The sequence below is a fragment of the Nocardioides sp. Root682 genome (genome assembly GCF_001427795.1).
In the GTDB taxonomy this organism is placed as follows: Bacteria; Actinomycetota; Actinomycetes; order Propionibacteriales; family Nocardioidaceae; genus Nocardioides.
In genome coordinates, this window is sequence record NZ_LMHJ01000001.1 from 2,258,319 (window position 1) to 2,270,722 (window position 12,404).

Sequence of the window (12,404 nt, forward strand, 5' to 3'; positions counted from 1 at the left end):
GCGAACCTAGGCAATCACAGCACTGCGCGGCACCGCCCCCAGCGCAGATGACACCGATGTGACACCGCAAGCCTTGGCCATGGGGCCGCCGCGACGCCTACCGTCGGCCCATGGGCTGGATCTCCGCTGCGGCCTCGGGTCTGGCAGCTGCCGTCGGCGTGGGCGCCATCGCCGTCGGCCTGAATCTCTCTGCTGCCGCCGGTGAGCCGGATGTCTGGATCGACGGTCCGCTCGCCGAAGCGAGGCTGGAGCCCGGCCCGATCACGGTCAGCGCGCACGCAACGGCCGATGACGAGATCGATGCGCTGGTGTTGAGTGTCGACGGCAAGGAGGTCTCCACGGCGACCGACCTGAAGCGCACCGGCAAGCTCGTCTACGCGACGTTCGAGTGGGACGCCGCCGCGGGCCAGCACGTCCTGGTCGTCACCCAGGAAGGTGGCGCGGCAACCCGTTCGGCCCAGCGCCTGGTGTACGTCGGCGCTCCCGTCGACCCCGCTCCGGCCGATGAGCCCACCCCGACGCCGAGCGAGAAGCCGTCGGAGAAGCCCAGCCCGACCGAGACGCCGAGTGAGTCGGCGTCGCCATCGGAGAGCGCCAGCCCGACCGCCGAACCGAAGCCCGAGCCCAAGCCGACGAAGAAGCCGACCCAGAAGCCGACGGAGAAGCCGACCCCTCAGGCAACGCCGCCGACGCTCGGGGCCGTGACCGTCACGCCCAACCAGGTCGGCCCGACCATCGCCGCCTGCACGGGGAACATCACCGTCCGCGCGAACGTCTCCGGGGCGACCAGCGGATCGGCCCGTGTCTACCGCACGAACCTCAGCAAGGACGTCGGCGGCAGCATCAGCGGCGGCGTCTTCACCGCGACGTTCAAGCAGGCCGACCTCTACGGGTCGAACACCAGCGGCGACTTCAGCGTCTCGGTGACGGTGACGAACAAGGCCGGTTCGATCACCAGGGACGGCGCGTTCTCGGTCTACTGCTCGAAGGACTGATGGGGCTGCGGACTCGGCTGGGCGAGGGGCTGTAACACGCTGTCCGCTCCACTGGCCGCCCCATCACGTCGCAAAACCGGCGCTGTGACGGGCGCCTACCACTGACACGGGGCGCGTAGTGGGGCGGACAGCGTGTTACAGCACCGCCCGGCCGCGCCAAGAGCCCCGCAACCAGAGGCAGGCGAGGCTCAGGTCGCGGACCCGAGGACGACCGTGCCCTCGACGTCCAGCACGGGCGTGCACGTCCCCTTGTCGACGCGGCACCGGTTGATCGACAGCGCCGGAGTGCTGTCGAGCCCGGTCAACGTGACGACGGTGCCGTCGCTGGCCCACTCCGCACCGAGCAGGTAGGTCCCCTTGCCCGGGTCGATCTCGTGCAGGAGCTTGCCGGTCGTCGGGTCGAGGACCTCCAGGTTCGACGGGGACGGACCGTCTCCGGTGGCGATGCCGACGAGGAGCTGCTCGCCGTCGCTGGAGTACGGCGTCGTGGAGGCCGCGCGACGTTCGCACTGCTCCCACCACTGCTCGACGGCGTCCAGCCGGCCGCCGGTCAGGCAGGAGCCGACGGGGTTGTCCGGGGCGTAGTCGGGGTTCTCGGTGTTGCCGTTGGCGTACTTCCCGTTGGCGGACGTGATGGGGACGTCGATGTCGCGCGGGAGGGCGAGCAACGCGTGCGCCCAGTGATCGGTGTCGGTGTCGGCGATCAGGTGGTCGCCGTCCTTCAGCCAACCGGTCAGCACGCCGGTCCCGGAGATGGAGATCCCGGGCAGGGTGTCGCTGCCGACCATGTACTCGTGCTCCTCGCCGGGGCCGTCGATGACGTCGAGCGGCGAGGCCTTGCGGGTCGCGAATTCGGCGACCTTCCAGCTCACCCCGTTGCCGTAGACGACCCGGTCGCGTTCGGACGAGACGTCCCAGAGGCCGCGCCACTCACCGATGCGCCAGCTGGTGCCGTCGGTGGCAATGAAGGTGCCGATCCGCAACGGGTCCCCGCTGTCGTCCTCGGCGCCCTCGACGAACAGCCACCCACCCTTGACCCGCTGGAGCGCGACGACGTCGCCGGTGCCGACCCCGGTCGGCACCGCGACGGACTGGTTGCCGTCGTGGATCGCACCGTCGGCGTAGTAGAAGAGCACGCCGCCCTCGTCCACCGGGGAGGACGGTCCGTCCGTGGGCCCAATCGCCCCGGAGTCCGACCTGTCGTCCGCAGTCGAGGTCGTCCGTACGTCGTCCCGCCCGGCGCTGTCGTCGTCCCCGCCGGTGGCGACAGCGAGCCCGACCCCGCCCGCCGATCCGAGGACGGCAGCGGCGGTGAGGGCAACGATGGTGAGGCGGTTCATGGCAGGTCCTTCATCACGGGGATTCTGTCTGCTCTGATGCCCGAACTCGCGAATTGGTTGCCGCCGCCCGGGACCAGACCGCGTCAGGGGCGCAGGAACTGGGGCGCCAGACCGGCACCCACGCCCGTGAGGTGCCGGGCCAGGGTGTCCGCGTCGGCGGTGATCAGCCCGGACTGCCACGCCAGCACCGTCTCCACGAAGCCGCCGATCCCGACGAGGACGCTCACCCGGAACGCCACCTCGTCGACGTCCTCGCGCAGGTAGGGCCGGGCGAGGTCGATGAGCAGGTCCACGGCCATCTGGATGGTGTCGCGTCGACGCTGCTCGAGCACGGCGCTGCCGGCGTGGTCGCCGAAGATGATCTGGGCCCGCCGGGGCTCGTCCCCGATGTGGTGGACGACGGCCACCACCGCGGCATCGAGCTGCGCGATCGGGTCCCCGTTCGCGTGGGGTGTGATCGCGGCCAGCAGCATCATCAGGGTCTCGTCGCGCATCTGGTCCCAGAGCGTGGCCAGCAGCGCGTCCCGGTCGGCGAAGCTCTCGTAGAAGTAGCGGTCCGTCAGCCCGGCGCGCGCGCAGACCCCGCGCATCGTCACCGCGGCCCAGCCGCTCTCCTGCCACATCTCCAGGGCGGCCGCCACCAGCGTCTCGCGTCGTTCGGTACGACGCTGCTCGGCCGACTTGCCGCCGTAGCTGCGGCGCGGGGCGGGTGAACTTTGCACAGGAACATCTTGACGGCAGGTGCCCTCAGAATGCAATCTGATGGCATGCGCCTTCAGATTGAGTCCCGACGACGTGGCTCCCTCCGCAGCAAGGTGGCCGCAGACCTGACCTCCGTCACCCTGCGCCCGCTCACCCTCGCGATCCCGATGAACCGCCACGGCATCCGCTTCACCCGCGGGCTGGTCGCGACCTGCATGGCTGCCTTCGGCCCACCTGTCCGTGGCAGCCGGATCGTGCGCGTCACCAGGCCAGCAGAAACCGGCCCCACACCCCGCGGCGAGTGGGTGCGCGCGCCCGGGGCCGACCGTGACGACGCCGTGGTGCTCTACATCCACGGAAGTGGCTACGCGATCTGCTCCGCCCGCACCCACCGCGGCATCACGACGCGCCTCTCGGCGAGGACGGGGCTCCCCGTGTTCTCGTGCGACTACCGGCTGGCTCCGTCACACCGCTTCCCCAGCGCCGCCGACGACGTCCGCGCGGCGTACGACTGGCTGATCGGCGAGGGCCACGCACCCGAACGGATCGTGCTGGCGGGCGACTCGGCCGGCGGTCACCTGGCCGTCGACCTCGCTCTCGAGCTGGTCCGCGAGGGCCGGACCTCGCCTGCCGCTCTCGTCGCCTTCTCCCCCGTGCTCGACCTGAGCATGTCGCTGGCGGCCGCCCGCGAACGGATGCGGCCCGACCCGATGACCTCCTCCGCCAAGGCCGCCCGCCTGGTCGACCTGTACGTCGCCGGCGAGAGCCGGGCGCCGCGACGGCGCCTCACCTTCGACGGCGCGGACCGCTTCCCACCCACGCTGGTCCAGGCCGGTGGCCGCGAGATGCTCGCCGCCGACGCGGTCGAGCTCGCGCGCTGCCTCGACTCGGCCGGCTCGAGGTGCGAGCTCGAGGTGTGGCCCGGCCAGATGCACGTCTTCCAGGCGCTCCCGCGCCTGGTTCCCGAGGCGGACCGGGCCCTTGCCCGCGCTGCTGCCTTCGTCGACGCCGAGCTCGAGGCGCAGGGCCGTCGCAGCGCACTGACCCTGGTGAAGGAGGCGTGATGAGCCGTCGTACCCACGATGCCGGAGCAGTGGTGACCGGAGCCGGGAGCGGGATCGGGCGGTCGTTCGCCCGAGAGCTGGCCCGCCGTGGAGGCCGCGTCGTGTGCGCGGACGTCGACGAAGTTGGCCTGAAGGAGACCGTGGCGCTCATCGAAGGCTCTGGCGGTGAGGCCCTGCCGGTGCTGTGCGACGTCGCCGACGTGGCGCAGGTGCAGGCCCTCCACGACGAGGCGCTCCACTGGCTCGACCGCGCACCCCACGTCGTCATCAACAACGCCGGCATCGGCGCCGGCGGCCGCGTCGTGGGTGACGCGCCGCTGGCCGACTGGCAGCACACCATCGCGGTCAACCTGTGGGGCGTCATCCACGGCTGCCACGTGTTCGTCCCCACCCTGCGCGAGGCGGGACGGGGCGGCGTGATCAACGTGGCCTCGGCCGCCGGCTTCACCGCGGCCCCGCGGATGGGTGCCTACAACGTGAGCAAGGCAGGAGTGGTCAGCCTGTCCGAGACCCTGGCGGCCGAGCTGAACGGCACCGGCGTCGCCGTGACGGTGCTCTGCCCCACCTTCGTGAAGACCAACATCTTCGGCGGCGAGCTGATCGAGCCCGGCGCTGCAGGGATGGCCCGCAGGATCGCCGCCGTGGGGGGCTTCTCCGCGGACCGCGTGGCCCGCACGACCCTCAACGCCCACGACCGGGGCCGGTTGTACGTCGTCCCCCAGCTCGACGCGCAGCTGTTGTGGCGCACCAAGCGCCTGCTGCCGGCGCCGTACACCCGGGCGGCCGGGCTGCTGGGCCGCCTGGTCCCCGACGAGTGACACCCGACGCATGACGCCCGCCCCACCACGAGAGGACTCGACGATGAGCTTCGACTTCGACGCCATGTTGCAGACCATCAAGGACAAGCAGTGGTCCCTGGCCGACATCGACTGGGACGCCCCCGGCGCGGAGACCGTGACCGACGAGCTCCGCGCGAAGATGAAGCCGTTCATGGCCGACCTCGTGTGGATCGAGCACGTCGGCGCACGCGGCTTCGCCTCCCTCGCCACCAAGGCGCCGACCCCCACGATCCGGCGGATCTACGAGTACTTCCACGCCGAGGAGCAGAAGCACGCGAACGCCGAGCTTGCGTTGATGAAGCGTTGGGGGATGCTCGACGAGGACGGCACGCCACCCGAGCCGAACATCAACGTGAAGCTCGCGATCAAGGTCCTCGACGAGTACGGCGACGGCCTGCCCCTGACCGGCCTGGCGACCCTGATCCCGCTGCTGGAGTGCGCGCTGGACGGCGCTCTCGTGAAGTTCCTCCTCGACGAGGTCAGTGACCCGGTCTGCCACCAGGTGTTCCGCCACATCAACTCCGACGAGGCACGGCACATCACCGTCGACTTCCAGGTCCTGGAGCTGATCGGCGCCGGGCCCCTGCACAAGCTCGTCATCGAGTCCGTCGCCCTGCTCAAGCCGCAGGTCGTGCTCGGCCTGATCGTGGTGTTCGTGCCGCTGATCAACAAGATGCGCGACAACATCGTGGCGATGGGCCTGCCCGAGCAGAAGCTCTACAACGCGGTGAAGAGGTTCGCCACGATCGGCTCGCGTGGCGACTTCACCCAGCGGATCCCGGCGTACCACGTGCTCCGCGCCCAGGCAGCGATGGTGGTCGACCGCACCTCGCCGTACCACCGCCTGCTGGCCGACCCCATGGTCCGGCTGACCTCGTTGGTCCCCGCGCGGCTCCTGGGCAAGCCGCAGGCCTGGGTCGACGAGCTCACCCACGAACCGATCGCGTCGTGAGTGCCGTGACCAGCACCACGGCCAGCGCCGCCGACTACGACGGCCTCCTGCTGCAGGGCGGGCAGTGGCGCGGGCGAAGCTTCACCGGCCTGCGCGTCGCCGTACTCGCTCCGGGCCGCGAGGCAGCGCTGATCGTGCCGGACGTGGTCCGCACGGCACGGTCGGTCAAGGTGTTCCAGGAGGAGCCCGACTGGCTCGTCGCGTGGCACCTGCCGCTCCCCCGGCTGCTCGCACGACCGGCCGCCCGCCTGAGCCTGCGGTGGTCGGTCCCCGACCCGTGGACCCGTCGCCGCCTCACCCCCGACGGCCGCTTCAACACCCGTCGTCCCCGCGTCGACGGGCGGTACTACGCCGCGCTGCGTCAGCCGGGCTGCACCCTGATCACCTGGCCGGTGTACGCCTTCGTGCCCGACGGGGTCCGCAGCGCCGAGGGCATCGAGCACCGCGTCGACTGCATCGTCCTCGGCACCTCGTCCGTGTTCGCCACCGCCAGCTCCCGAGAGGACGTCCCCGCATGACCGTCGAAACCCCTGCCCACGAGGTCGTCATCATCGGCGGCGGCTTCTCCGGCATCGGTGCCGCCATCCTCCTCGACAAGGCCGGCTTCTCCGACTACCTGCTCCTCGAGGCCGGTGACGGCCTCGGGGGCGCCTGGCACTGGAACACCTATCCGGGCGTCGCGGTCGACATCCCCTCGTTCAGCTACCAGTTCTCCTTCGAGCAGATGTCGGGCTGGTCGCGCGTCTACGCGCCCGGCCGCGAGCTCAAGGCGTACGCCGAGCACTGCGTGGACAAGTACGACGTCCGGCGTCGTACGCGCCTGCGGACGAGTGTCGTCTCGGCGACCTTCGACGACGACGCCCACCTCTGGCGGCTCGACACGGACCGGGGCGAGGTCATCACCGCACGGCACGTGGTCAGTGCCACCGGCGTGCTGACCCAGCCGAAGCTGCCGGACATCGACGGGCTGGCCGACTTCGCCGGCACGGTGATGCACACCGCGCGCTGGGACCACGACGTCGACCTGACGGGCCGCCGGGTCGCGGTGATCGGGACGGGCGCCTCCGCGGTGCAGGCGATTCCCCGCATCGCGGAGCAGGTGGAGCACCTCACGGTGTTCCAGCGCACGCCCATCTGGTGCCTGCCCAAGCCCGACGCCCCGTTGCCGCGTCCCGCCCGCGCCGGGCTGCGGCTGGTCCCCGGTGCCCGACGGGTCGCCCGGCTGGCCAGCCAGTCGTTCGTGGAGGCGACCTTCCCCGTGGCCGCCCACTTCGCGGGGATCGTCCCGATCGCGGCGGTGGGCGAGCGGATCGGCCGTACCTACCTGCGCCAGGCGGTGCGTGACCCGGAGGTCCGGGACAAGCTCACTCCTCGGTACGCCCTGGGCTGCAAACGGCCCAGCTTCTCCAACGCCTACCTGCCGGCGTTCAACCGTGCGAACGTCACGCTCGAGACGTCCGGCATCGCCGCAGTGACGGCGAACGGCGTCCGCACGACCGACGGCACCGAGCACGAGGTGGACACCCTGGTCCTCGCCACCGGCTTCAAGGTGTTCGAGAAGGGCAACATGCCGCCGTTCACGGTGCGCGGAGCCGAGGGCCTGGACCTGGAGAAGTGGTGGGAGGAGAACCGCTTCCAGGCCTACCAGGGCGTGAGCGTGCCCGGGTTTCCCAACTTCTTCACCATCCTCGGCCCGTACGGCTACAACGGATCGTCGTACTTCAACCTCATCGAGACGCAGACCGCCCACATCCTGCGGTGCCTGCAACGGGCCCGCCGCGACGGGGCGACCCGGGTCGAGGTCACGCCCGAGGCAAACGCGCGCTACCTCGAGCAGGCAATGGGCCGCCGCAAGCACCAGGTGTTCTTCCAGGACTCCTGCAGCCAGGCCAACAGCTACTACTTCGACGCCAACGGCGACGTACCGTTCCGGGCGGCCACGACGCTGGAGACCATGTGGACCAGCCGGCGCTTCCCGCTCGACAACTACGCGTTCAGCAGCTGAGCGGACCTCACACCTGATCGGGGTGGGTTGCTGTCACGGGCTGACAGCGATCCACCCCGTTGCGTGTCAGGCCCCTTTTCCGCTCCTCTCCACAGGCGCCACCGGCGCAGGTGTCAGCGTCCGGCTGGGCGGGGACGCCTGGTTGCCATGGAAGAGATCAGGCACCTGCTGTCCATTCAGGACGGGGTGATCGCGCGACGCCAGGCCCTTGCTGCCGGTTGCCCGCCGACCACCATCAGGCGGCTGCTTCGGCGACGTGAGTGGGTCACGGTCCATCCGGGGGTGTACGTCGACCACACCGGACCGCTCACCTGGCGCCAGCGTGCGTGGGCTGCCGTGCTGTTCCACTGGCCGGCCGCGCTCGACGGCCGGTCGGCGCTGCGAGCACACGAAGGCCCGGGGCGCCGGCAGCACGACGACCGCGGCCCGATCGAGGTCGTCGTCGCGCATGCGCGGCGGCCGGTTGCCGTCGAGGGGATCCGGGTCCGGCGTTCACGCCGCTTCGACGAGGCGGTCCAGCTCGACCTGCACCCGCCGCGGCAACGCTACGACGACGCCGTGATCGAGCTCGCGGACCGCTCCCCGGACGAGCTCCGGGCCATCGCCGTACTGGCTGACGCGTGCGGCAGCCGGCGCACCACCGCGCTTCGCCTCCAGCAGCAACTGGCCGCGATGGGTCGGGTGACCCGTCGGAGCTGGCTGACCGCCGTCCTGGCGGACGTCGCGGAGGGGACCTGTTCGGTCCTCGAGCACGGCTACCTGACGCGGGTTGAGCGCGCGCACGGCCTGCCGCGCGGGCTTCGCCAGGTCGCTGCCCGTGACGGCGCCGGTCGCCGCATGTACCGCGACGTCCTCTACGTCGGCCGAAGGCCACCGTGGCGCCAGATCGTCGAGCTCGACGGGCGGCTCGATCACGACTCGTCTGCGGCTCGCGACCGTGACCTGGAGCGCGACCTCGACGCTGCGCTCGAGCTCACGGACACCGTGCGGCTCGGCTACGGCCAGGTCTTCGCGCGGTCGTGCTCGACCGCTGCCAAGCTCGGAATCCTGTTCCAGCAACGCGGCTGGCAGGGCGCGCCGACCACGTGTCCCCGGTGTCAGAGCTGATCGGGGTGGGTTGGTGTCACGGGCTGACAGCGATCCACCCCGTTGCGGTCGTGGCGGGGTGGAGCCTCAGAGCTCGGCGATGATCCGGGCCCGCGTGGCGTCGTACTCGTCGCGGCTGACGAGGTCGCGCCGCAGCAGGTCGTCGAGCTCGGCGAGCCGCTCGCCGGCGGTGCGGTTGTCGACCGGCGCTGCAACGGCGGGGGCGGGGGCGGCGGGGGCTGCAGTCATCGGCTTCGCCGAGGCCCAGTCGATCTCCCACTCCTGCGTCTCGGGGTCGACGAGCACGGGGACCTCGCCGGCGTACAGCAACGGCATCCGCATCGCCGGAACGATCTTCTTGCTCTCCACCTCGAACGGCGCGATGTCGTTGCCGTGGATCCGCAGCCGCAGGGCGATCAGCGGTTCGCCGTTGATCTCGATGTTGGTCGGCTCGAAGGACAGCACCTGCGCCTGCGCCGGGCGGCCCTTCTGCTTCAGCACGAAGCTCTTCATCTGCGACCGGTAGCGATTGATGCCGATGGTCAGGCCGATCACCAGGTCCAGCGCGGTGATGCCGATGCCCGTGGGCAGCAGCCACCCTGTGCCCGGCTCGTCCTCGATCGCGAGCCCCATGATCAGGAAGATCGGGCCGACGATGCCGCAGACGAACATGAAGAGCACGATCGGCAGGACGGCGCGGAGCAACGACGGCGGGCGCGGAGCTTCTTCGGGAGCGAGACTCACGGGGTCAGCGTAGGGGTTTCGAGGCTCGCTGCGCTCGCACCTCAACCACCGCTCCGGCCAGCTGCGCTCGCACCTCAACCACCGCTCCGGCCAGCTGCGCTCGCACCTCAACCACCGGGGCGGCTACGCCTGTGAACGCAGGTACCGCCCGAAGTGCGGCACGGTGAACGCGATCCGGCCCCGCTCACCGGAGTAGATGAGCCCCTTCTTGAGCAGCGAGTCACGGGCCGGGGAGAGCGACTGCGGCTTCTTCCCGAGTACGACGGCCACGTCGGACGTGGCGACGGAGCCGACCGGGTCGTCGGCCTCCTCGCTCGCGGCGTCGGCCATGGCGCGCAGGTAGTCGCGCTCGGCGGGGGTGGCGCGCTCGAAGCGGGAGCCGAAGAACCCGACGGCCAGCTCGCGCTCGGCCTCCGGTCCCGCGACCGCGACGTCGTCGGCGGTGATCGGGGTGCGGGGAGCGATGTCCCAGACGGATCGGCCGTAGGCCTGGATGAAGTAGGGGTAGCCACGGGTGGCGTCGTACATCGCGCTCAGCGCCTCGGGCGTGAACTCCGCTTCCTCCTCACCAGCAGGGGCGACGAGGGCGCGGTCCGCGGCGTCGCGGGAGAGACGGTCGATGCGCTGGTAGGAGAACAGCCGCTCGGAGTAGGACTTGCTGGCCGACAGCACCGCCGGCAGGTGCGGCAGGCCGGCGCCGACGACGATGACGGGCAGGCCGTTCTGGCTGAGCTCGTGGCAGGCCGCACAGAGCGCGGAGATGTCGTCAGGTCCGAGGTCCTGCATCTCGTCGATGAAGATGCCGACGCCCTTGCCGACATCGGCCGCGAGACCGCCGACGTCGGTGAGCAGCTCGACCAGGTCGATCTCGATGTCGCCGGAGTCCGCACGACCGCGGACCGCCGGTGCGTCGATCCCGGGACTCCACCGCTCACGCAGCTTCGCGTCCACACCCGCGTCACGTTGGGCGAAGGAGCGGATCACGCCGAGCACGTGGTCCGCCTCGGAAGCCTCCGGGTGACCGAGCTCCCGCACTGCCTGGTGCAGCGCCGAGGAGAGGGGGCGGCGCAACGACTGGTCGGGCCGCGCCTCCAGCTTGCCGGTCCCCCAGCCCTTGCGGACCGCCGCCGACCGGAGCGCGTTGAGCAGCACCGTCTTGCCGACACCGCGCAACCCGGTCAGCACCAGCGAGCGTTCGGGCCGGCCGCGAGAGACTCGTTCGAGCACCACGTCGAACGCCGAGAGCTGCTCGTCGCGGCCGGCCAGCTCGGGGGGACGCTGACCCGCGCCGGGGGCGTACGGGTTGCGGATCGGATCCATGATCCGACGCTATCGGGATCTCTAGCCTCAGCCTTAGATCCCGCTAGCGTGTCGGATCGACCAGCTTCAGCTGGTACGGCGACGGCCCCTGAAGAGGACTCCGGCTCCGGCGAGGACGCTGCCGGCGCCGAGCGCCAGGACCCACGGCTCGACCTGGGCACCGGTCGCGGGGAGGAGCGCAGCGGACTGCTCATCCGTTGCACCCATCACCTCGCCGGGCACCTCGTCGCCGAGACCGTCGACCTCGCCCAGGTCGTCCCCGGTGTCCACGACCTCCTCGACGTCGTCGGTGTCGGTGCCGTCGTCCGTGTCGTCGGTGTCGTCCACGCAGGCGGCCGTGGCCGGGATCTCCGGCGTGACCAGGACCAGCTCGGTCCAGGCGGCAGCCGTCTCGACGTCGTGCGCGGCCGCGTCGACCACGGTCACCGCGGACCCGTCGACCTGCGACCAGCCGTCGCCGGCGGGCGCGGACGCCGACACGACGTCGGTCTTCTCCACGGAAGGCGTTCCCGGACGCTCGGCACCCGTGGCGGTGAAGCCGTCAGGAGCGGCCGAGGCCCAGACCTCTTCGGTCGTGGCCGCGGCGGTCTGCGTGAAGGCGCCCTTGACCCAACCGGCACCTGCCGGGGTGTCACCGTCGGCCAGCTCGGTCGTCTGCGTCGACGTGCTCGCGACGCGCGTGTCGCCGGTCGAGCTCGAGCCGGCCGGGCCGGCATCGCCCTCAGGAACCCACGTGGTCACGTCGTGCGACAGCTCGGGCACCGCAGGAACGGCGGCCTGGTCGACGATCCACTCGGTCACCGTCACGGCCGGGGTCACCTCGATCACGCGGGTGGCACCCGTCGGGGACCAGCCCTTGCCACCCGGTCCGGCATTCCAGCCCTCTTCCTCCCAGCGGCGGTTGCCGGTCTGCTGCTGGAGGAACTCGGCCTCGGTCATCGTGACAGCCGGTTCGACGACCCGGGTCTCCTCGTGACCGACCTCGGGGATCGCGGGCACGAACGCCCGGTCGGTCACGGTCTGGACCCAGGCCCGCTCGATCGCGTCGACCTGACGGCTCCACGACCACGTGCCCTGGGCCGGAGTGACGGTCCGGGTGTACTCGAGCTCGGTCGTCGGGACCGCGCGCTGCCACAGCCACTCGGCGTGGGTGACCTCGCCGATGGTGGTCACCACCGCGGGGTGGTCGACGGACGAGTACACCGCCGGCACAGCGGGCTGGCCGCAGGTGACGTCGTCGGCGGCATGGGCGGCCCCGGCAAGTGCGAGCGGCGCGAAGCCGAAGACGGCGGCGGCAGCGAGGGAGACCGGGGCGATCAGGCGCTTGTTCATGGGGGACCTCTGGATCTTGGGGGGG

The 12,404-nt window shown here is 71.1% G+C and carries 12 protein-coding genes; 7 read left to right on the plus strand and 5 right to left on the minus strand.

Annotation, left to right across the window (positions count from 1 at the left end):
* Positions 1-110 precede the first annotated feature (110 nt).
* Positions 111-995 carry an Ig-like domain-containing protein gene (locus tag ASD84_RS10680; RefSeq protein WP_056709857.1) on the plus strand — a complete coding sequence of 295 codons (885 nt, stop codon included), beginning with the start codon at positions 111-113 and terminating at the stop codon, positions 993-995.
* Between the two features lie 188 nt (positions 996-1,183).
* Here ASD84_RS10680 and ASD84_RS10685 read toward each other — a convergent pair whose 3' ends face one another.
* Positions 1,184-2,335: a hypothetical protein gene (locus ASD84_RS10685; protein WP_056709859.1), complete on the minus strand. Its 1,152-nt coding sequence runs from the start codon at positions 2,333-2,335 to the stop codon at positions 1,184-1,186.
* Positions 2,336-2,418: 83 nt separating this feature from the next.
* Positions 2,419-3,057: a TetR/AcrR family transcriptional regulator gene (locus tag ASD84_RS10690; protein WP_056709862.1), complete on the minus strand. Its 639-nt coding sequence runs from the start codon at positions 3,055-3,057 to the stop codon at positions 2,419-2,421.
* A gap of 45 nt (positions 3,058-3,102) precedes the next feature.
* On the opposite strand from ASD84_RS10690, the gene ASD84_RS10695 reads away from it, so the two are divergent.
* The 6 genes from ASD84_RS10695 to ASD84_RS10720 all read left to right on the plus strand — a co-directional run bounded on the left by ASD84_RS10695 (position 3,103) and on the right by ASD84_RS10720 (position 9,004).
* Complete coding sequence (locus ASD84_RS10695) at positions 3,103-4,101, plus strand: alpha/beta hydrolase (RefSeq protein WP_200954486.1); 999 nt, start codon at positions 3,103-3,105, stop codon at positions 4,099-4,101.
* A complete protein-coding gene (locus ASD84_RS10700; RefSeq protein ID WP_056709864.1) occupies positions 4,101-4,919 on the plus strand; it encodes an SDR family NAD(P)-dependent oxidoreductase in 819 nt (272 codons plus the stop codon). Before ASD84_RS10695 ends, ASD84_RS10700 begins: the two co-directional genes overlap by 1 nt.
* A 43-nt stretch (positions 4,920-4,962) precedes the next feature.
* Complete coding sequence (locus ASD84_RS10705) at positions 4,963-5,892, plus strand: ferritin-like domain-containing protein (protein WP_056709866.1); 930 nt, start codon at positions 4,963-4,965, stop codon at positions 5,890-5,892.
* The gene (locus ASD84_RS10710; protein ID WP_200954487.1) at positions 5,889-6,410 is read left to right on the plus strand and encodes a hypothetical protein; all 522 of its coding nucleotides are present in this window, start codon (positions 5,889-5,891) and stop codon (positions 6,408-6,410) included. The genes ASD84_RS10705 and ASD84_RS10710 overlap by 4 nt, the downstream gene beginning before the upstream one ends.
* A complete protein-coding gene (locus tag ASD84_RS10715) occupies positions 6,407-7,897 on the plus strand; it encodes a flavin-containing monooxygenase (RefSeq protein ID WP_056709868.1) in 1,491 nt (496 codons plus the stop codon). Before ASD84_RS10710 ends, ASD84_RS10715 begins: the two co-directional genes overlap by 4 nt.
* Positions 7,898-8,044: 147 nt before the next feature.
* Entirely contained in the window at positions 8,045-9,004 is a 960-nt protein-coding gene (locus tag ASD84_RS10720; RefSeq protein WP_056709870.1) for a type IV toxin-antitoxin system AbiEi family antitoxin domain-containing protein, read from the plus strand.
* A 66-nt stretch (positions 9,005-9,070) separates the two neighbouring features.
* Here ASD84_RS10720 and ASD84_RS10725 read toward each other — a convergent pair whose 3' ends face one another.
* From ASD84_RS10725 to ASD84_RS10735, 3 genes are all read right to left on the minus strand, one after another.
* Positions 9,071-9,727, minus strand: coding sequence for an SHOCT domain-containing protein (locus ASD84_RS10725; RefSeq protein ID WP_156391754.1), 657 nt, complete (start codon positions 9,725-9,727; stop codon positions 9,071-9,073).
* A 123-nt stretch (positions 9,728-9,850) separates the two neighbouring features.
* Complete coding sequence (locus tag ASD84_RS10730; RefSeq protein ID WP_056709873.1) at positions 9,851-11,047, minus strand: ATP-binding protein; 1,197 nt, start codon at positions 11,045-11,047, stop codon at positions 9,851-9,853.
* Positions 11,048-11,113: 66 nt separating this feature from the next.
* On the minus strand, positions 11,114-12,379 hold the full coding sequence (locus ASD84_RS10735; RefSeq protein WP_056709875.1) for an LPXTG cell wall anchor domain-containing protein: 1,266 nt from the start codon (positions 12,377-12,379) through the stop codon (positions 11,114-11,116).
* Positions 12,380-12,404: the final 25 nt, after the last annotated feature.